The sequence below is a fragment of the Dactylosporangium salmoneum genome, from assembly GCF_039532525.1.
In the GTDB taxonomy this organism is placed as follows: domain Bacteria; phylum Actinomycetota; class Actinomycetes; order Mycobacteriales; family Micromonosporaceae; genus Dactylosporangium; species Dactylosporangium salmoneum.
Genome location: NZ_BAAARV010000016.1, coordinates 49,130 through 70,155, shown reverse-complemented (window position 1 = coordinate 70,155; position 21,026 = coordinate 49,130). Strand labels below are relative to the sequence as shown.

The 21,026-nt window shown below is 71.1% G+C and carries 14 protein-coding genes; 11 read left to right on the top strand and 3 right to left on the bottom strand.

Annotated elements, in window-relative coordinates:
• Positions 1–103: 103 nt before the first annotated feature.
• The gene (locus ABD352_RS08075; protein WP_344611600.1) at positions 104–307 is read right to left on the bottom strand and encodes a hypothetical protein; all 204 of its coding nucleotides are present in this window, start codon (positions 305–307) and stop codon (positions 104–106) included.
• Between the two features lie 411 nt (positions 308–718).
• Here ABD352_RS08075 and ABD352_RS08070 point away from each other — a divergent pair, with 411 nt between their 5' ends.
• From ABD352_RS08070 to ABD352_RS08050, 5 genes are all read left to right on the top strand, one after another.
• Positions 719–1,840 carry a glycoside hydrolase family 183 protein gene (locus ABD352_RS08070; RefSeq protein ID WP_344611599.1) on the top strand — a complete coding sequence of 374 codons (1,122 nt, stop codon included), beginning with the start codon at positions 719–721 and terminating at the stop codon, positions 1,838–1,840.
• A 46-nt stretch (positions 1,841–1,886) separates the two neighbouring features.
• Positions 1,887–3,215 (top strand): ABC transporter substrate-binding protein, encoded by a 1,329-nt coding sequence (locus ABD352_RS08065; RefSeq protein WP_344611598.1) that lies wholly within the window; start codon positions 1,887–1,889, stop codon positions 3,213–3,215.
• 182 nt (positions 3,216–3,397) lie between these two features.
• Positions 3,398–4,258 carry a carbohydrate ABC transporter permease gene (locus tag ABD352_RS08060; RefSeq protein ID WP_344611597.1) on the top strand — a complete coding sequence of 287 codons (861 nt, stop codon included), beginning with the start codon at positions 3,398–3,400 and terminating at the stop codon, positions 4,256–4,258.
• Between the two features lie 10 nt (positions 4,259–4,268).
• Positions 4,269–5,090 carry a carbohydrate ABC transporter permease gene (locus tag ABD352_RS08055; RefSeq protein ID WP_344611596.1) on the top strand — a complete coding sequence of 274 codons (822 nt, stop codon included), beginning with the start codon at positions 4,269–4,271 and terminating at the stop codon, positions 5,088–5,090.
• Positions 5,087–5,395, top strand: coding sequence for a hypothetical protein (locus ABD352_RS08050; protein WP_344611595.1), 309 nt, complete (start codon positions 5,087–5,089; stop codon positions 5,393–5,395). The genes ABD352_RS08055 and ABD352_RS08050 overlap by 4 nt, the downstream gene beginning before the upstream one ends.
• Positions 5,396–5,471: 76 nt before the next feature.
• On the opposite strand, the gene ABD352_RS08045 is transcribed toward ABD352_RS08050, so the two are convergent.
• Both ABD352_RS08045 and ABD352_RS08040 read right to left on the bottom strand, forming a co-directional pair.
• The gene (locus ABD352_RS08045) at positions 5,472–7,025 is read right to left on the bottom strand and encodes a glycoside hydrolase family 183 protein (protein ID WP_344611594.1); all 1,554 of its coding nucleotides are present in this window, start codon (positions 7,023–7,025) and stop codon (positions 5,472–5,474) included.
• Positions 7,026–7,110: 85 nt separating this feature from the next.
• Positions 7,111–8,217: a glycoside hydrolase family 172 protein gene (locus ABD352_RS08040; RefSeq protein WP_344611593.1), complete on the bottom strand. Its 1,107-nt coding sequence runs from the start codon at positions 8,215–8,217 to the stop codon at positions 7,111–7,113.
• Between the two features lie 163 nt (positions 8,218–8,380).
• On the opposite strand from ABD352_RS08040, the gene ABD352_RS08035 reads away from it, so the two are divergent.
• The 6 genes from ABD352_RS08035 to ABD352_RS08010 all read left to right on the top strand — a co-directional run bounded on the left by ABD352_RS08035 (position 8,381) and on the right by ABD352_RS08010 (position 21,025).
• Complete coding sequence (locus tag ABD352_RS08035) at positions 8,381–9,352, top strand: LacI family DNA-binding transcriptional regulator (RefSeq protein WP_344611592.1); 972 nt, start codon at positions 8,381–8,383, stop codon at positions 9,350–9,352.
• Positions 9,353–9,635: 283 nt separating this feature from the next.
• Positions 9,636–11,120, top strand: coding sequence for an FGGY-family carbohydrate kinase (locus tag ABD352_RS08030; protein WP_344611591.1), 1,485 nt, complete (start codon positions 9,636–9,638; stop codon positions 11,118–11,120).
• Complete coding sequence (locus tag ABD352_RS08025; protein ID WP_344611590.1) at positions 11,117–13,606, top strand: GH116 family glycosyl-hydrolase; 2,490 nt, start codon at positions 11,117–11,119, stop codon at positions 13,604–13,606. Before ABD352_RS08030 ends, ABD352_RS08025 begins: the two co-directional genes overlap by 4 nt.
• Positions 13,603–15,243, top strand: coding sequence for a fucose isomerase (locus ABD352_RS08020; protein ID WP_344611589.1), 1,641 nt, complete (start codon positions 13,603–13,605; stop codon positions 15,241–15,243). Before ABD352_RS08025 ends, ABD352_RS08020 begins: the two co-directional genes overlap by 4 nt.
• A gap of 158 nt (positions 15,244–15,401) precedes the next feature.
• Positions 15,402–16,067 (top strand): hypothetical protein, encoded by a 666-nt coding sequence (locus ABD352_RS08015; RefSeq protein ID WP_344611588.1) that lies wholly within the window; start codon positions 15,402–15,404, stop codon positions 16,065–16,067.
• 14 nt (positions 16,068–16,081) lie between these two features.
• On the top strand, positions 16,082–21,025 hold the full coding sequence (locus ABD352_RS08010; RefSeq protein ID WP_344611587.1) for a carbohydrate-binding protein: 4,944 nt from the start codon (positions 16,082–16,084) through the stop codon (positions 21,023–21,025).
• Position 21,026: the final 1 nt, after the last annotated feature.

Here is a 21,026-nt window from a genome sequence, read left to right as displayed (position 1 = left end):
GCGCTCGGGCCTGTCGCTGGGATGGGCTTGCGCGAGACTCTAGACCGCACGTACTACCGGACGCCGTGGGTGCGGCGCTCGGTAGCCGCGTGGTGCGGGCTGGTCAGAGGGTGGTCTCGCCCGGCAGCCCGAAGAAGTCGTGCCACTTCGTGCTGGGCGGGAAGCTCGACCCGTTCGACAGGGCCACGTACACGTCGTTCGTGGTGCCCTTGGCGAAGACGATGGCCATCCGCTCGGCCCGGGTCAGCAGCGACTGCGCGGTGGAGGCGACCTGGTCGTAGCGGTCCGGGAAGGCCGAGCCCTGCACGCACTGGGCGACCTGGCCTGGGCTGTAGGCGGGGTGGTTGCGGTCGCAGCCGCGCGCCCATTCCCGGCGGCGTCGCCTACGAGAACGTCGAGGTGGTGCGGCCGTTCAAGCAGGGTCAGGAACTGGTGTTCACGGTCGAGCCGCTCGCCTGAGCCCCTTGGTAATCTGCGTGTAATCGATTTGCAATGTGGGCCCTCGTGTCCGCGGTCACATCGTTGTTCACCTGGGCATTTGCCCACCGGACGGTGGCCCTGGAGGGGTGCGCACGCGGCCTGCGGGAGCCCTTGCTGCAATCGGTTTCAAGCTCAGTTTCCCCAGCTCAGAGCGCTGAAAGCTGCGTGATGCCCGGACTCTTGACGAAACCGATTTCTTCGAGTTCACTGCTACGCAACCGAGATCGAGGGGGCGGCGATGGAGCCTCGCAAGTACGTCGCCACCTGGGCGTTCCTGACGGTCTCGGCGGTCCTGGCGGCGGGCTGCTCGAAGGGGAGTGAGCCGATGATCGCGACCGGCGACGAGCCGCTCGTGCTGGCCGGCGTGGCCCAGGTGCGGCAGGTCGCACAGGTGACCGGGCCCGGCTCGCCGAACCGGACCGACCGGTTCGCGATCGCCGGGCAGGACCTGGGCTCGATGTTCGAGGCCGGCGGCAAGACGTGGATGGTCTTCGGTGACACGTTCGGACAGCGCGACCCCGGCCTCACCGGTGGTGGCGGCACGCAGTGGCGGTCCAACACCCTGGCGTACACCGGCGACGACGATCCCGCGGACGGCCTGCGCCTGGACGGGTACGTCGTGGACGACATCGGCTGGGCCAAGGAGCTGATCGACTCCCGCAAGGCCGACGGCGCCGAGATGACCACGATCCCCACCTACGGGTTCGAGGCCGGCGGCGCCATGTACCTGGCCTACATGTCGGTGCGGCACTGGGGCGAGCCGGGGGAGTGGGAGACCAACTACTCCGGGTTCGCCAAGTCCGTCGACGGTGGGCAGACCTGGACGAAGCCGGCGACCCCCCGCTGGCCCGGCGACAGCCGGTTCGTCCAGGTCGGCACGGCGAAGGTGGGCGGGGACATCTACTTCTGGGGCGTCACGCACGGCCGCTTCGGCCCGGTCTCGCTGATGAAGGTCGCGGAGCGCGACGTCGAGGACCAGTCGGCGTACCGGTACTTCGCGGGCACCACCGCCGGCGGCGAGCCGCGGTGGAGCCCCGACCCCGCCGCCGCGCGGACGGTCGTGGAGGACACCGCCGGCGAGCTGTCGGTGGCGTGGAGCCCCTACCTGTCGCGGTGGCTGATGACGTACACCCGCGGCGCCGACGAGAGCGCGGTCATCCGCGAGGGCGTCACGCCGTGGGGCCCGTGGGGCGAGGCCATCACGCTCGTCTCGCAGGCCGAGGCGCCCGGGCTGTACGCGCCGTACCTGTGGCCGCGCGTGAGCGGCGACGGACGCACCGTGTACTTCGCGCTGTCGCTGTGGGGCCCCTACAACGTGTTCTGGTACCGGGCCGACCTGGTGCGATCCGACCGCAAATAGTTCCGCCGCTGTTTTGATTGAATCGCGCATTGAGGAGGAGTGGCACGTGACTCGTTTGAGGATTACGGCCGCGCTGACCGCCGTTGTGCTCGCCGCCGCCGCCCTCGCCGGCTGTGGTGGCAGCAGCGGGGCCGGCGGCGACGGCAAGACCACGGTGACGTTCTGGCAACAGAAGTTCGAGGACTACCAGCAGGCCTGGTTCAAGAAGTACGTCGACCAGTACAACGCCTCGCAGAGCAAGGTAAAGATCGACTACCAGGTCGTGCCGGCCGACACCTGGCAGCAGAAGCTCAAGGCGGCCCAGGCCGCGGGCAAGGCGCCCGACGTGGCCACGACCAGCTACGGCAACATCCCCGCCGGGGTGGCCCAGGGCCAGTTCACCGAGCTCGACGGGCTGCTGCCGGCCGACGCGTTCGCCGACGTCAAGGACAACGTCAAGAGCTTCGTGACCATCAACGGCAAGCACTACGCCTACCCGATGCTCGTCGAGCCCTCCACCGTGCTGTACTACCGCACCGACCTGGTGAAGGCGGCCGGCCTCGACCCGGCCAGCCCGCCCAAGACGTGGGCCGACCTGCTCACCTGGGCGCAGAAGCTCACCACCGGCAACGTCAAGGGCATGACCATCGCCTCGACCGCGAACGACCTGGCCTGGTCCAGCTGGGGCCTGCAGTACAACGCCTGCGGCTACCTGCCGATCACCGACGACTGGTCGAAGGGCCGCGCCACCGACCCGTGCTTCGCCAAGATCGCCGAGCTCTACAAGTCGCTGTACCAGGGCAACCTCATGCCGCGCACGCCGAAGGTGGGCTACCCCGACGCGCTGCCCTACGGCCAGGGCGAGGTCGCGATGATGGCCAACGGCTCGTGGGCCGTCGGCGCGCTCAAGGCGGACTACAAGGACATGCTGTCCAAGACCGCGGTGGCGCCGTTCCCGTCGCTGGACGGCGACCCGAGCAAGCCGACCGCCACCCTCGGCGGCTGGACGCTCACGGTCGACGGCAAGACCAAGAACAAGCAGCAGGCGGCGGACTTCGTGAAGTACCTGCTGGCCGGCGACCCCGCCATCATGGCCGACTTCTTCAAGACGAGCGGCTTCTCGAAGTACACCGTGCGCACCTCCGTCGACACGGCGCTGGCCGGCACCCCCGAGGCGACGAGCGACCCGTTCATGAAGGTCATCTCGGAGCAGATCGTCGCGCACGGCAAGCAGGAGCCGGCCTACCCGTTCGACGTGGCGCTCGCCTTCGGCACGGCGCTCGAGTCGTCGATGAAGAACACCGCCGACATCCCCAAGGCGATGAAGACCGCCGACGACGCGATCAACGACGTCATCCAGAAGCAGCAGCTCAAGGGCACCGCCCCCAAGAGCTGACCGCCAAGTTCCCGGCGTCCCGGGAGCGCGCAGGCCGCGCTCCCGGGCGCCCCGTATCTCGAGGGGGTCGACCCGTGTCGACTTTAAGTCCGGCGGGCCTCGCGGAAGCGGCGTCCGCTCCCGAGGCCCCGGCCGGTGACGCTGCCCGCCCCCGCGGCCGCCGCCGGCCCCGCCGGGACGGCGTGACCGCCTACCTGATGATCGCGCCGATGGTGATCCTGCTCGGCATCTTCGTCGTGTGGCCGCTGCTCTACTCGTTCTACCTGAGCACCTTCAAGATCAGCTTTTACCAGCCGTCCGTGTTCGTCGGCCTCGACTTCTACAAGTACGTGCTCACCAGCGACGGCTTCTGGAAGTCGCTGGGGCTCGGGGTGTACTACACCCTGCTGACCGTCCCCGCCGAGCTGGTCCTGTCGCTGGTGCTGGCGACGTTCATCAAGACGCTCAGCGGCAAGGTGGCCGCCTTCATGAAGACCACGGTCTACCTGCCGGCGGTCGTCTCCTCCGTCGTGGCCGCCATCATCTTCGGCTTCATGTACCAGGACCAGGGCGTCACGAACTGGATGGTCGGCTTCCTGAGCATCGGGCCGGTCGACTGGCTCAACGACCCCGACGTGGTGCTGCCCTCGATCGCGGTCACCGGCATCTGGCTGCGCTTCGGCCTCACCACGCTCATCATGCTCGCCGGCCTGCTCGACATCCCGGAGGCGTACTACGAGGCCGCCGCGATCGACGGCGCGGGGTACTTGCGCCGCACGTTCTCCATCACCATCCCGCTGCTGAAGAACGTGGTGCTGTACCTGCTGGTGACCGAGTGCACCCTGGCGATCCAGATGTTCGACCTGCCCCTGGTCATGACCAACGGCGGGCCGGTCGACTCCTCGACGACCCCCAACCTGTACATCTTCCAGCGGTTCCGGGACTTCACGCCGTACGCGACGAGCTTCTCCCTGGCGGCCTCGCTGCTGCTGTTCATCGCGCTCGGCCTGCTCTCGCTGGTGATCTTCCGGCTGGTCAACTCCGACAAGTCCGTCGACGGCTGAGAGGCGCGCGATGAACAAGACCCCGCTGCAGCGCGTCGCCTCCTGGGCGTTCGTCGTGATCATCACGCTCAGCGTGCTGTTCCCGCTGGCCTGGATGGCGATCGCCGCCTTCAAGGGCAAGACCGAGGTGCTGCGCTCGCCGTTCCAGTTCTTCCCCGAGATGTGGAACTTCGACAACTACGTCACCATCGTCAAGGACCCGGAGTTCTCCCGGGCCATGGTGGTCACCTTCATCGGCGCGCTCATCTTCACCGCGCTGAGCCTGGTGGTGAACTCGATGGCGGCCTACGCCTTCGCGCGCCTGGAGTTCCCCGGCAAGAAGTTCTGGTGGCTGTACTGCATCCTGCCCATGTTCATCCCGAGCATGGCCATCCTGCTCACCTCGTTCATGGTGGTCAGCAAGCTCGGCATGCTCAACACGATGGCGGTGCTCATCATCCCCGGCGTCGCGTCGGCCGCCCAGATGTTCTTCCTGCGCCAGTTCTACCTCGGCGTGCCGCTCGCCATCGAGGAGGCGGCCCGCATCGACGGCGCCACCAGCTGGCAGATCTTCGTGCGCATCTTCCTGCCGCAGTCCGGCGCGCCGTTCGCGGTCATGGGCATCACGGCGTACCTCGCCTACTGGAACGCCTACGTCTGGCCGATCCTCACCATCACCGACCCGAACCTCACGCAGATCATGCAGTTCCTCGGCTCGTTCCGCACCGAGCGCGGCAACGACTGGGGCATGCTCATGGCCGGCTCGGCGATCGCGTCGCTGCCGACCCTCGTGCTGCTGCTGTTCTTCCAGCGCTTCATCGTCAACGGCGTGCGCATCTCGGGCATCAAGTGACGCCGGAGCGCTTCACGTACGACCGCGCCGGCCTGCGCGCCGGGATCGTGCACGTGGGCGTCGGTGGCTTCCACCGCGCCCACCAGGCGATGGTCGTCGACCGGCTGCTGGAGCTCGGCCTGGCCCGCGACCGGGCGATCCTCGGCGTCGGGCTGCTGCCGGCCGACGCCCGCATGCGCGACGTCCTGCGCCAGCGCGACCTGTTCGGCTCCCTCGTGGACGATCCGCGCTTCACCGGGCCGTACCTTCGTGCGCTGTCGACGTTGCGCGCCAATGGTGCGGCGGCCGCGCTCGAGTCGCTCTGACCCGCGCGCGGCCGCCAACGGTGCGGCGGCCGCGCTCGAGTCGCTCTGACCCGCGCGCGGCCGCCTCTGCGTTGCCTCAGACCTTGACGACCGAGTAGTCGTCGAGCTGGATCCAGATGTCGCCGTGGTCGGTCCACACCCCGCCGTAGACCACGACCGCGGTGCGGTTGCCGCTGTTGAAGTTCACCACGAACCTCGTCCACGGGCCGACCGCGACGAAGTGCGCCTCGGAGATGACCGCGTTGTCGGTGCCCCGCGCGCCGAAGAACCCGTTGTCGCTGTTCGGCGACGTGCGCAGCCACCCGGTGAGCTGGTAGTTGGTGTTCGCGGTCACCGGCACCGTCTGGTGCACGTCCTGCCAGCCGTGGTTGTACCGCGCGAAGCCGTTGCGGTCGCCCGAGTAGCCCCAGTGCGCGTTGTCGATGCCGCAGTTGCCGTTGCAGGCCCAGAAGCCGCCGGTCCCCGTGCTGTTGAGCGCGCCCCGCTCGAAGCTCGGGTCACCCATGAGGTTCGGGTTGACGATCTGCCCGGCCGCGTTGATCTGCACCTTCATCAGGTACACGTTGTACGGGTCCCACTGGGACATGGTGAAGTAGATCGTGCCGCCGGCGCTCCACGGGTGCATGAAGCCGCCGTACAGGCCCGGGTAGTCCGCCGAGCTGACCACCACCTGCGAACCGCTCCACGGCCCCTGCGGGCTGGTGGCGGTGCGCATGATGATGTCCTCGCCCTGCAGGTACATCATGAGCCACTTGCCGCTCCAGCTGTCGTAGCGCACCGACAGCTCCGACACCGGCGCCCCGACGATCGCCACGGCGGCGGCCTCGTTGTTCGTCACCCAGGTGCTGCCGTTCCAGTACTGGTACGCGCTCTGGGTGAGCATCTGCGCCTCCGGCACGCGGGCCACGTAGGCGCTGCCGAGACGCCCGCTGGGCGTGCCGTAGACGTAGACGTACCCGCCGTTGCGCGCGAACGCCTGCATCTGGAAGTGGTCGTTGAGGCCGGGGTTGTTCCACGTCGGGGTGCCGGCCGTGGACCAGGTGGTGCCGTTGTCGTCGGAGTACGCGATCCGGGCGTAGTTGGTGTCCCACTGCCCGGGCGGGCCCCAGTGGCGCACCGACATGAACGAGAGGTACTGCCGGGTGCCGACCGAGATGCCCGCCGTCGGGATCTTGGTTACCTCGCCGGTGCCGTCCGGCTGGTGCAGGCCCGGCACGATCTCCCGGGCCCGGCCGTCGGCGCCGGTGACCGCGCTGTCGAAGTGCATGCCGTCGGCCAGGTTGGTGTCGCCGGAGCGGAGCAGGACGTTGCTGCGCCAGTAGCCGTCGCCGGGGCCGAGGACGCCGCCGCCCGGGCCGACCCAGGCGTCGCCGAACGTGTCGCCGAACGCGGCCAGGGTCTGCCCGGCGCCGTTGTCCCACAGGATGCCGAGGTCGGTGGCCTTGACGTCCCACCGGCCCCAGGTGTTGTTCGGGCCGTCCGGCCCCGTGAGCTTCTCGATGAGGCTCGCCGACGTGTGCGCCGCCGTGGCCAGGGCCGGCGCCGCGTCGAGCGCGACGAGGCCGGTGGTGGTGAGGGCGAGGACCGCCGTGGCGGCGGCGGTCTTTCGGAGACTGCTTCGAAGGGGCACTTGCGGGCTCCTTACCTCGGGACCCGCCGCGCCGCCCGATGCGGCGCGGTCCGGAGTCCCGACGCTGTGGGGCCGCGGTCCGGGATCAGTCCGGTTGCCTCGGGGGTTGTGCGCCGAGGTCGGGTACCGGCGCGGCGCCTAAATGGATCTCCAGGTCGTCGGCGCTCGGGGTCGCCGGCCGGTTGGTGGTCGGCCGGTCGAGGTAGAACACCGACGTGGACGCGATGTCGTCGCGCAGCGGCAGGTAGCGCCAGCCCGAGCGCCAGCCCAGGGCCTGGACCTCGACGCGCAGACGGGTCGCGAAGTGGATCGGGTCGCTCACGTGCCAGCGGTACAGCCCGAAGCGCTGCTGGCTGACGTAGAGCCCGTCGGGGCGGATGACCTGCGGCATGCCCAGGTACGGGGTGGAGAACTCGGTATAGCCCTTGCCGGGCACGTCGAAGTTCCACGCACCGCCGAAGTAGTCCTCGGTGCCGGTGCCGCAGATGGTGGGGTACTCGTCGTCGTCATCGAGGTAGAACTTCATCTCGCCCTCGCCCCACCAGCCGTTGCTGTTGACGCCCCAGGCCAGATACGTGCCGACGTAGTGCCCGGCGCCGACGACGTCGTCGAGCAAGACGTGCGTCTTGAGGTACTCCAGCGGGTTGCTGCGCCGCCACTGGGCGTGGAAGTACCCCTCGCCGCTGTAGTCGCCGCCGATCTCGTAGGTGATCTGGTAGTACACCCGGACCGGCACGACCGACGTGTTCTCGATGGTGAGCCGGGCGCCGTTCTGGAACGGCATCGGCCAGTACGAGTTGAAGCCGCCGTGCGGGTTGGACGCCACCATCTGGGAGTTGACCTGGGCGAACTCGCCCCACCCGTGGCAGAAGAAGTCGCCGTAGGGCACCTCGACCGCGGGTTCGTCGCGGCCGTCCCAGTAGGCGCGCAGCAGCAGGGTGCGCCAGTTGTCCTTGTGGGTGGTGATCCAGAAGTGCGTGATGCGCCCGGCGCCCTCGATCTCGCCCAGCGTGAAGGTCGCACCGGGCTCGATGTCGACGCTCGGCGAGATCTTCCAGCCGGGCCCGAGGTCGCGGGCGCAGGAGGCGCCGGTGCCTTCGGTCGCGCGGCCCCCGCCGCCGGCCGAGCCGTCGAAGTTCTCCGGGCTGATCGACCGCGTTTGCACGGTCCGCAGCCGCGAGATTGCGTTCATGCTCGCGAGGCTCCTTGCGATAGGCGCGGGAGTATGAGTGATCACAACCCGTGTGCAATCGATTTCAGGGGACTGTAGGCTGCCGCGGGTAACGTGTCAATCGCGGCGGCACGGGCCGGATAAACTCGCAGGTACGGTGGCACCCGGCCCGGACAGGGGAGTCATGTCAACGATTTATGAGGTGGCCCGGCTGGCCGGCGTCTCCCCGGCGACCGTGTCGCGCGTCATGAACGGGATGAACGTCAGCCCCGAGCGCTCCAAGCGGGTGCGCGAGGCCGCCGAAGCCCTGTCGTTCCGCCCGAGCCGTACGGCCCGGACGCTGCGCCGGCAGAACTCCGAGGTGATCGCCCTGGTCATCCCGGACATCGAGAACCCGTTCTTCACCTCCCTCGCCCGCGGCGTCGAGGACGTCGCCCAGGCCGCCGGCTACTCGGTCGTCCTGTGCAACACCGACGAAGATCATGATAAAGAGGCGAAGTACCTCGACATCGCCATCGGCGCGAACATGGCCGGCGTCATCCTCGCCGCCGCCGGCGACCACAGCGACGTCAGCGAGCTGATCGAGCGCGGCCGCCCGGTCGTCGCGGTCGACCGCGGCCCGCACGGCTTCGACATCGACGCGGTCACGGTCGACAACCGGGCGGGCGGCCGCGCGGCCACGAAGGCCCTGCTCGAGGCCGGCCACCGGCGCATCGCCTGCATCACCGGCCCCAAGGACGTCGAGACCGCCACCGGCCGCGCCGACGGCTGGGCCGGCGCGCTCACGGCCGCGGGCCTGACCCCCGACCCCGACCTGCTGCGCTACGCCAACTTCCGGGTCGACGGCGGCGAGCAGGCGATGGCCGAGCTGCTGGAGCTGCCCGAGCCGCCGGACGCGGTCTTCGTGGCCAACAACCTCATGAGCGTCGGCGCCCTGCAGGTGCTGGCCGAGCGGGGCATCCTGCCGCCGGCCACGGGCCTGGCCATCTTCGGCGACCTGCCCTTCGTGCCGCTGGTGCCGCTGCCCATCACCGTGGTGGCCCTGCCGGCCCGGCTGATCGGCACGACGGCGGCCAACCTGCTGCTGGAGCGCATCAACGGCGACGACCAGCCGGCCCGCACCATCGTGCTGCGCAGCCGCGTCGCCCCTCGCTGACCGCCCGCGGTCGTCCGCCAGTGCTCGTCCGCCGGCCTTCGTCCGCCAGTGCTCGTCCGCTGGCCTTTAGCCGCCCGGCCGGAACGCCGCCTGAGGCTCGAAGGCGCTCGCAAGTGGCGCGCCTCCCGGGGGCCGTGCAACGCCGCGCGGCGGCCCTGTGCGCGCGGGTTGTTCGGTCATAACGGTTTCACGGGCCGCGGGCACGGGAACGCGTGCGTTCCTGTGCGACTCCGGGCCCCTCGGCGCCATTGACGCTGAAATCGATTTCTGCCATCTTGGCTCCATGACGAACAGCGCCGCGGTCGTCGGCATCGACGTCGGGACCTCGAGCACCAAGGGCGTGCTCGTCTCGTTGCAGGGGACGATTCTCGCCAGCGCCACGCGCAACCACGACGTGCGCCGGCCGCACCCCGGGCACGTGGAGATGGACGCCGAGGTCTGGTGGGACGAGGCCGTCTCCATCGTCCGCGAGCTGCTCGCCGATCCGGCGGCGCCGGAGCGGATCGTCGCCGTCGGGGTCAGCGGGATGGGGCCGTGCGTGGTCATCGCCGACGAGGACGGCGCGCCGCTGCGGCCCGGCATCCTCTACGGCGTCGACACCCGGGCCACCGCGCAGATCGCGCGGCTCACCGGGGAGCTCGGCGGGGCGGACGCCATCCGCGAGCGCAGCGGGTCGGCGCTGTCCACGCAGAGCGTCGGGCCGAAGCTCGCCTGGCTCACCGAGCACGAGCCCGAGGCGTGGGCCCGGGCCCGCCGGCTGTTCATGCCGTCCAACTGGCTCGGCCACCGCCTCACCGGCGCGTACTACCTCGACCAGCACTCGGCGAGCCAGTGCACGCCGATGTACGACGCGCAGGCGCTGGACTGGCACCGGCCGTGGGCGGACGGCCTGCGCGGTGGCATCGAGCTGCCGCCGCTGGTCTGGCCCGGCGACGTGGTCGGCGCCGTGACCGCCGAGGCGGCCGCGCGGACGGGGCTGGCCGCCGGGACGCCCGTCGTGGCCGGGACCATCGACGCCTGGACGGAGGCGGTCAGCGTGGGCGCGCACCGGCTCGGCGACCTCATGCTGATGTACGGCACGACGATGTTCCTCGTCCACACCACCGAGGTGCGCAACGCCTCCCCGGTGCTGTGGGGCACCACCGGCGCGTTTCCGGGCACCCGCAACCTGGCGGCCGGCATGGCCACCTCGGGCGCCATCACGTCCTGGCTGCACGAGCTCTTCGGCGGCCCCGGCTACCCGGCCCTGCTGGAGGAGGCCCGGGCGTCGGGCGCCGGCGCCCGGGGGCTGCTGATGCTGCCGTACTTCGCCGGCGAGCGCACCCCGATCGCCGACCCGGACGCGCGCGGCGTCATCGCCGGCCTGACGGTCGAGCACACCCGCGGCGACCTGTACCGGGCGGCGCTGGAGGCGACCGCGTTCGGGGTGCGCCACAACATCGAGGCGATCGAGGCGGCCGGCGGGCGGATCGAGCGGATCGTCGCCGTCGGCGGCGGGACCCAGGGCGGCCTGTGGGCCCGGATCGTCTCCGACGTGACCGGCCGCGCCCAGTGCGTGCCGGAGAAGACCATCGGCGCCAGCTACGGCGCCGCGTTCCTCGCCGGGGCGGCCGCGCACGAGGTGCGCATCGAGGACTGGAACCCGATCGTCGAGGTCGTCGAGCCGGACCCGGCCGCCGGCGCGCGCTACGACGAGCTGTACCGGCTGTACCTGGAGCTGTATCCGGCCACCGAGCGGATCGCGCACGCGCTGGCGGCCCGTTCATGAGCCGGGTCCTCGACGGCGACGCGGCCGTCGCCGCGTTCCCGCTCGGCGGCATCGGCACCGGCAACGTGTCTGTCGGCGCCCGCGGGGAGCTGCGCGACTGGGAGCTGGCCAACGCGCCGGACAAGGGCGCGAGCCTGCCGTTCACGTGCTTCGCCATCCGGGTCGCCCGCGACGGCGCCGAGGCGGTGACCCGCGTGCTGGAGGGGCGGCTGCGCCCGCCGCACGAGGGCGACCAGGGCTACGACGCCGGGCGGCTGGCCGGGCTGCCCCGGCTGGCGCGGAGCCGGATGCGCGGCGAGTACCCGCTGCTGTGGGTCGACCTCGCCGACCCGCTCCTCGGCGCCGAGGTCACGCTGACCGCGTTCACCCCGCTGGTGCCCCTCGACGCGGACGCCTCCGGGCTGCCGGGCGCCGTCCTGCGGTACACCGTGAAGAACATCGGCGACGCCCCGGCCGACGTGACCGTGGTGGGCTCCATGGCCAACCCCGTCGGCATCGCGCGCCGCAACGTCTTCAACTTCCCGGAGTTCGAGGGGCATCCGCGCAACGACTGGGTCGACGACGGCGTGGTGTGCGGCATCCGCTTCGGCACCGACCTCGGCGAGCACGACCTGCGCTTCGGCAGCGCGGCGCTCGCCACGACCGACCGGGACGTCACCGCCAAGCCGCAGTGGCTCAGCGGCTTCTGGCAGGACGGCGTCCAGGTGTTCTGGGACGACCTGTGCGAGGACGGCCGGCTGGAGCCCGAGACGGTGCAGACGCTCGACCCGCCGCCGCGGCCGGAGTGGTTCACCCGCCTGCGGGTCGGCTCGCTCGGCATCGCCGCCCGGCTGGAGCCCGGCGCCGAGCGCGACTTCGAGTTCCTGCTCACCTGGCACTTCCCGAACCGGGCCCGCGCCTGGCAGGGCAACATCGGCCTGGACAACGCCGGCGCCGCGGACGTCGTGCGCAACCACTACGCCACCCGGTTCGCCGACGCGTGGGCCGTGGCCCGGCACCTCGCGCAGGAGCTGCCGTCGCTGGAGGCGGCGACCCGCACGTTCCACCGCGCCCTGCACGGCGGGACGCTGCCGCCCGAGGTCGTCGACGCCGCAGCAGCCAACCTGGCCGTGCTGCGCAGCACGACGTGTTTCCGGCTCGAGGGCGGGGTGTTCGCCGCCTGGGAGGGCAGCTTCGCGCACGCCGGCAGCTGCGAGGGCACCTGCACGCACGTGTGGAACTACGCCCAGTCGGCCGCGTTCCTCTTCCCCGAGCTGGAGCGCAGCGCCCGGGAGACCGAGTTCCTGCGCGAGACCCGGCCCGACGGGCGGATGAACTTCCGCGCCAACAGCGTCTTCGGCAACGCCCCGTGGGACTTCCACCCGGCCGTCGACGGGCAGCTCGGCGCGGTCGTGCGGCTCTACCGGGAGTGGCGCTTCGGCGCCGGGGACGCATGGCTGGCGGAGCTGTACCCGGCCGCGAGACGGGCGCTGGACTTCGCGTTCGCCGAGTGGGACGCGGACGGCGACGGCGTGCTGGACAGCAAGCAGCACAACACCTACGACATCGAGTTCTTCGGCCCCAACTCGCTGGCCAACTCGATGTTCGCGGCCGCGCTGCACGCCGGCGCCCGCATGGCCGAGCGCCTCGGCGAGGACGCCGACGCGGAGCGCTTCGGCGCCGCCGCGCGACGCTGTGCCGAGCGGATGGACGCGCTGCTGTACAACGGCGAGTACTACGAGCAGCGCATCGACGACGTCGACGAGCACCGCTACCAGTACGGCACGGGCTGCCTCAGCGACCAGCTGCTCGGCCAGCAGCTCGCGCACGTCGCCGGGCTCGGCCACGTGCTGCCGCCCGACCATGTGCGGTCCGCGATCGGCGCCGTGTGGAAGTACAACTTCCGGGAGGACCTCTCGGCGCACCACAGCGTGCAGCGCACCTATGCGCTCGGCGACGAGGCCGGGCTGCTGCTGTGCACGTGGCCGCGCGGCGGGCGGCCCCGCATCCCGTTCGTCTACAGCGACGAGGTGTGGACCGGCATCGAGTACCAGGTCGCCACCCACCTCATCTACGAGGGCCTGACGGACGAGGGGCTGCGCATCGTGCGCGCCGTGCGCGACCGCCACGACGGCCGGCGCCGCAGCCCGTGGAACGAGGCCGAGTGCGGCAACCACTACGCCCGGTCGCTGGCCAGCTGGGGGCCGGTGCTGGCGCTCAGCGGCGTCGACTACGACGCGCCGTCGGCCACCCTGACCATCCGCCCCCGCCTCGCCGCGCCCGTCGTCCGCGCCGTCTTCACCGCCGGGCACGGCTGGGGCGAGGCCGAGGTCGGCCCGGACGGCGCCGCCCTCGTGCTGCACGGCGGCTCCCTCGACCTGGCCCGGCTGGTCGTCGAGCACCCGTCGCTCGGCCGGCTCGAGGCCACCGGCGTCGCCCTTCGCGCCGGCCAGGCCTTCACGGCATTCCCGCTCCCTGCCCCCACGACTCCACCGGAGGAGAAATGACGAGTACCTACCCGCTGCCGGTACCGCTGCGGCGGCCGGCCACCGAGCCCGCCACCGCCTACCTGGTGGCCAGCGGCGACCTCCGGCCGAGCGCCAACCTCCGCTGCTGGCCCACCCAGGCGAAGCTCGAGGCCGACGTGACGGCGGCCCTGGACCGGCTGGGCTGGCAGGCCCGGCGCACCCACGAGTACGACGCGGACAAGGGCCACGGCTTCGTCGACAGCCAGCGCATGGGCATCGAGGTGTTCAAGACGATCCCGCGGGACGCGCCGCTGATCGTCGTGGAGGCGGTGTGGCAGTACAGCCACCACGTCCTGGCCGGCCTGCGCACCCACGAGGGCCCGATCCTCATCGTGGCCAACTGGTCGGGCGGCTTCCCCGGCCTGGTCGGCCTGCTGAACCTCACCGCCAGCCTCACCAAGGCCGGCGTGCGCCACTCGGCGCTGTGGAGCGAGGACTTCACCGACGCGTGGGCGGTCGACGGGCTGCGGCAGTGGCTCGACACCGGGGAGGTGGTGCACGACCTGTCCCACGTGCGCGACCTGCCGCCGCTGGACGAGACCTCGCCCGAGGTGGTGCTGGGTGCCGCGCTGGCCCGGCAGCTGCGCGACGAGAAGGCCGTCATCGGCGTCTTCGACGAGGGTTGCATGGGGATGTACAACGCCATCTTCGACGACGAGCTGCTCAACCCGCTCGGCATCTACAAGGAGCGGCTGTCGCAGAGCGCGCTGGTGGCCGAGATGAACCGGGTGAGCGACGAGGAGGCCGCCGCCGTGCGGGCCTGGCTCGACGAGCGCGGCTTCACCTTCCACTTCGGCGCCGACGAGGCCACGGAGCTCACCGAGGCACAGGTGACGAGCCAGTTCAAGATGTACATCGCGGCTCTGCGGATGAGCGACGACTTCGGCCTCGACGCCGTCGGCATCCAGTACCAGCAGGGCCTGAAGGACACGGTGCCGGCCAGCGACCTCGCCGAGGGGCTGCTCAACAACGTGGAGCGCCCGCCGGTGCGCAGCCGCGACGGCGCCCGCGAGCTCTACGCCGGCGCGCCGCTGCCGCACTTCAACGAGGTCGACGAGGGCGTCGCCGTCGACGCGCTGGTCACCAACCGGCTGTGGACCGCGATGGGCTTCGACCCGGCCACCACGCTGCACGACATCCGGTGGGGCCAGGACTACGAGGGCGAGTTCGTCTGGGTCTTCGAGATCTCCGGGTCGGTGCCGGCGTCGCACAACGGCGGCTACGACAAGAGCTACAGCATGCGCCAGCCGCCGATGTTCTTCCCGCTCGGCGGCGGCACGCTCAGCGGCGTGTCCAAGCCCGGCGAGATCGTCTGGTCGCGGGTGTTCATCATGGACGGCGTCCTGCACGTCGACCTGGGCCGCGCGCACGTGCGCGAGCTGCCGGCGCAGGAGACCCAGCGCCGGCTGGACGCCACCGACCGGCAGTGGCCCATCATGCACGCCGTGCTGCACGGGGTCGGCCGGGACCAGCTCATGGCCCGGCACAAGGCCAACCACGTGCAGGTCGCCTACACCCCGGACGCCGAGGCGGCGGACCGGGCGCTGCTGGCCAAGGCGGCGCTGTTCCAGGAGCTCGGCCTGGTCGTCCACCTGTGCGGGGACGTCAAGATCTGAATTTCCGGCGGTGGGTGGTTCGGCGGCGGGCGATGGGGCGCCCGCCGCCGAACTGTTTGTTCACCTGTCCGTCGCTGAGCGACGCCTGTGCGTTTCCGGCGCCAAAGGTCAGACTTCTCCGGCACAGAAAATGATCTCGTACAACCCGGAGTGTCCCCTTGGCTCAGCGCCTCCTCGCGGGGTTGCTCGCGCTGGCCGCCGTGTTCATCGCCCCGCAGCCGGCCGCGGCCCACCCCTTCGGCGACCCGCAGACCGTCGCCGTCTCCGCCGACGCCCAGGTCGTGCACGTGCGCTGGAAGGCGGGCGGCCTCGACGACCTGACGCTGCTCGGCGTCGCCCTCGGCGTGCTGCCCCAGGACCGCGTCATGCTCGACGGCGCCGTGTTCTACCGCGACGCCGACGCCGCCGCGATCGGGCCCTCCCCGCAGTTCGCCGGCTACCTGCTGCGCCAGATCACCGTGACCGCCGCCGGGAAGGCGTGCGCCGGGACCGTCCAGCCGCCGGCCGACCTCGCCAAGGCCGGCGCGACCGTCGACTTCGCCTGCCCCGCGCCGATCGGCACCGCCACGATCGCGGTGCGGACGCTCACGGACCTCAACCCGGCGTACCAGAGCCTCGCCACCGGCCCGAACGGCCAGCGCACGGTCTACCGCCAGGGCGCCGACACCCACGAGTGGACCCTTGGCACCGCCGCCGCCGGCGACAACCTCGGCCGCAGCGCCGCCCTGCAGATCGGGGTTGTCGTGGGCGTGCTCCTCGTCCTCGCCGCCATGGGCTTCTTCCTGGTGCGGCGCCGGCTCAAACCCACCACCCGGGAAACATAAGGAGAGTCTCGAACATGAGGCAACGAATGCGGCGGGCGATCGCCTCCGCGCTCGCCCTCGCGTTGGTCGGCGGGACCAGCGCGGCGATCGGGCCGAACACCGCCGGGGCGGAGGAAGCGCCCCCGGGCGCGACCGGCGCTCCGGTGCTCAACCTGGCCGACGGCCAGACCCTCGAGGGCACGGCCCACGTCGGCGCCGAGCCGACCGTCGAGAACGACTCGGTCGTGGCCCTGAAGGTCGACGACCGGCAGATCACCGCGAAGCCCACGGCCGGCACCGCGCACTTCGCGTTCGACATGGGCGGCAACGGTACCGAGGCCCGCTACCACAACTACATCACCGTCAACGACCACACGGCCGAGGCCGACCGGGTCTACGTGCCGGACATCCCCGGTGGCCGCGCGGGGAGCCTCGACTTCCCCGGCGAGTGGCTGCACGAGGGCGCCAACAAGGTCACCGTGCACGCCGGCTGGAACTGGGTCGACACCACCAACGCCTCGGCCGTCGGCGTGAACCAGCTGCCCTTCGGCGAGGGGCTGCGCTGCCCCAACTACGACGACTTCGCGCTGAGCAGCATCAGCCTGAGCCTGCTCGGCGTCGTGGCCGACGGCGAGCAGAACGCCTTCAGCTACAGCTTCGGCGACGGCACCTGCGGCAGCTCGCCGCACCTGCTCACCCAGGACCTGACGTTCGTCGTCTCCGGCACCCCCGGCGGGACCGCCGGCCTCGGCGCCGACCTGGACACCACCACCCTGGCCAACGGCGCACACACGGTCACCGCGACCACCAAGTCCGGCGCCACCAGCCGGGTCGCGGTCGCGGTGAACAACGCCCCGGCGGGCGCGCCGAAGGTCACCCCGGCCGACGGGGCCCTCGTCCGCGGCACCGAGCCGGTCATCGCGGCCCTCACCGGCGGCACCGGCAGCGTGGAGTCGCTGGCGATCGACGACCGCGCCGCGGAGAACGCCGAGACCCTGGCGTCGGGCACCGCGACCCTCACGCTGACCGTCGAGGCCGGCAACTCGGCCGAGGCCAAGTACCACAACTACCTGCTGGTCAACGGCAACCGGGTCGACCTCGGCGGGGACTACGGCGTGGCCGGCGCGGAGACCGCCACCATTAAGCTCCCGCACCGGTACCTGCACCTCGGCGACAACGTCGTGCAGGTCAAGACCGGCGACTACAACGGCACCCTGAACGGCGCCACCTGCGCCAACCACGACGACTTCAAGCTGACCCGGGCGGCCACCCAGCTGACCCTGGGCACCGCCGGCACGGTGACCGTGGGCACCACCTACCTGCTCACCACGACCGGCGCCACCACCACCCGGGCCGTCACCACCGACGCCTCGCTGGCGCTGGGCGACGGCACCTGCGGCCCCAACAAGGAGGCCGAGTTCCACTTCGACGTCGCGGGCGCGCCGACCACCCGCACGATCGACACTCTCGCCGCGAGCGGCACCGCGCACCTGCGGGCCTTCATCGGCGGCAACGGCTCCGACAGCGGCTTCGACAACAAGGTGCTCATCAACGGCATCCCGCTGGACCTCGGCATCTGGGAGAAGGAGGTCGCCGACCTCGCCTTCCCGAACGAGTGGCTCGTGCCGGGCGTCAACACCGTCGAGTTCGTGGCCGGCAGCGACCACGGCAGCGCCAAGCCGGGCGGCTGCGACAACTACGACGACTTCACCCTCCGCGACTTCGAGCTCGCCCCGGTCGGCGCGTCCGCGACCCAGCTGACCAAGGAGATCGCCGAGAACACGGTGACGATCGGCTCGGCCACCTACCCGGCCGGCCAGCAGGTGACCGTCTACATCGGCGACGGTACCTGCGGCAGCACCTTCAACCCGGTGCTGGACAAGACGATCACGTTCGACATCGCCGCGCCCGGCCAGGGCAAGCGGGCCGACGTGGACACCACCACGCTCGCCGACGGCCGCCACACCATCAAGGCCGTGAGCGGCGACAAGGCGTCCAGCCGCGGCTTCACCGTCGACAACAGCGCGCCCGAGGTCGACAGCAGCGTCCCGGCCGAGGGGCAGAACCTCACCTCGACCGTCGCGCTCATGGTCAAGATCAAGGACGCCTCCGGGGTGGCCGGCAAGCCGGTCATCACGCTCGACGGCAAGGCGGTCAACCAGGGCGACCAGATCGGCCACGGCCTGCCGGCCGGCGCGCACACGCTTGCCGTCAGCGCGACCGACGTGCTGGGCAACACGGCCACCCGGCAGATCCACTTCACCAGCGCCAACATCCCCGACGTGCCGACCGACCTGGCGGCCGCGGTCACCGGCGTCAACGCGCCGTCGGCCAACCTGTCGGCCAAGGTGCCCGGCGCGGCCGGCGTGGCGCTGACCGCCACGTTCACCAAGGCCGACGTGGTGCTGCCGACCGGCGGGTACCAGGGCACGGCCAGCGCGGTGCCGACCACCCTCGACGTCGCCCACGACGGCAGCGTCAAGCTCGAGTCGCTGCGGCCGCTGGACGGGCAGAGCGTCGACACGCCGTCCGGACGGGACGTGGTCTTCCAGCGCTACGACCTCAACATCGGCACGGCGGCCAACCCGACCCTGCGCTGGGAGGGCACCATCGACCCCGAGCGGGTCGTGGCGCTGCGGGCGTGGAACCCCTCGGCCAAGCAGTGGGTGGTGCTCACCAGCTCCCGCGGCCAGGCCGAGCACAGCACCGTGCTGGCCACCCAGCTCGCCGACGCCTACCGCGACGGCGGCACCGTGCACGTGCTCGTCACCGGCGAGGACCCCTTCGCCGACGACCTCTCGCCGCACGACGCCACCGCGCAGGCGGACAAGGACCACTTCGAGGACCCGGGGACGTACGACTTCGCCCTGGCCCACTTCACCGACACGCAGTACCTGACCGAGGGCGCGGCCGGCGGCACGTACGACAACTGGAACGGCGTCAAGGAGGCCTCCGACGTCGAGACGGCCGAGGAGCAGGCCATCTGGGCGGCGGCCTACAAGGACACCACCCAGTGGATCGCCGACAACGCGGCCGGGCGGAAGATCGCCTACACCGCGCACACCGGCGACGTCATCGAGAACGACTACTACGACCCGCTCGCCAAGAAGCCCGACGGCTCGCTGCTGCGACCGGGCCTGAACGAGGAGGTCGACAAGGAGCTCGCGCTCGCGTCGCAGTACCAGAAGACGCTCGACGACAACGGCGTGGTGAACCAGGTCATCGCCGGCAACCACGACGACCAGCTGGGCGCCGAGACCGGCCCGGACTCCCGGTTCAGCAAGACGTTCAGCGCGAGCCGCTACTACCAGGTGGCCAAGGGCTGGCCGGCCGGCGCGGAGTACCACGCGTGGGACGAGCAGTTCAACGCCGACGGCAGCGTCGTGCCCGGCAAGGACAACCAGAACAACTACGTGCTGTTCTCGGCCGGCGGCCTCGACTTCGTCGCGGTCGGGCTCTCCTACGGCGTCACGCCGCAGGAGGCCAAGTGGGCGGACTCCATCTTCAAGCGCTACAAGGACCGCAACGGCATCCTGCTGTCGCACGACTACCTCAAGCCGTCGACCAACCCCGACGGGCGCGGGGCGGACTTCTCGGCGCCGGACGGCTCGCCGCTGTACAAGCAGGTGGTCGAGGCCAACCCGAACGTCTTCCTGGTCCTCGCCGGCCACGAGCACGGCGTCGGCACCAACCTGAAGACGAACGTCGGCGTGACCGTCGCGCACGACGTGGTCGAGCTGCTCGCGGACTACCAGTTCTACACGGTCCCGGCCGGCGAGCTGTGGCCCAAGCTGGTCGACGCCAACGGCAACATCGACGTCAACGGCGACGGCACGCCCGACCACAAGGCGACCGACCGGCTGCAGTTCGGCGCGAGCTTCCTGCGGCTGCTGCAGTTCGACGTCAAGCGGGCGGAGATGCACATCGACACGTACTCCCCGTTCCTGAACAACTACGGGGCGACGGAGTACGACATCCGCCAGGACGGGAGCCAGACCAAGCCGCGGTACAACGGCTCCGAGGACAACCTGACCCTCCCGGTCGACCTGACCTCCCGCAAGACGTCCTTCGCCACCGACTCCCTGGCCGCCTACGTGCCGGCCGGGACCATCGGCACGGCGCAGGTCCAGTCGGGCGGCACGGCCACCGTGAGCTGGACCGGGCTGACCCCGGCGACGTCGTACGCCTGGATCGTCTCGGCCAGCAGCGCCGACGGCGGCGTGGCGGTGGCCCAGCCCGCGGTCTTCCGCACCGTGCGGGGCGCGCCCGTGCTGTCCGCCTCGTCGGCCTCGGTCGACTGGGGCACGGCGGCCACGGTCACCGTGCAGGTCTCGGCCGACGGGGTCACCGTCCCCGGCACGGTCGAGCTGCGCGAGGGCGACGAGGTGCGGGGCTCGGCCGGGCTCGCCGGCAACACGGTGAGCTTCAAGCTGCCGCCGGGCCTCTCGGCGGGCGTGCACACGCTGACGGCCGCGTACCTCGGCACCGACGCCTTCGCCCCGGCGACGGCGACGGCCACCGTGACCGTGAACCTGCCGCCGGCGTGGACCGCCTCGCAGCAGTACAAGTACAACGAGAAGGTCAGCTACGACGGCCGCGCCTACATCGCGGCCTGGGCCACCAAGAACCAGAAGCCGGGCGATCCGACCGGCCCCTGGCAGGAGCTGGCCATGACCGAGGACGGGACCAACGCCTGGACCGCGTCGCGCATCTTCAACTCGGGGGAGATCGCGATGTACAAGGACAAGAAGTTCCGCGCCCGCTGGTGGACCCGCAACCAGGCCCCCGGTGACCCGAACGGCCCCTGGGAGGAGATCGCCCCGCCGTCCCCGGGCGGCGGACCGGCGGCCTGGACGGCCACGACGGTGTACAACGCCGGCGACCGGGTGGCCTACAACAACCACGTCTACGAGGCGAAGTGGTGGACCCGCAACCAGGCCCCCGGTGACCCCAACGGCCCCTGGAAGCTGATTTCGTAGT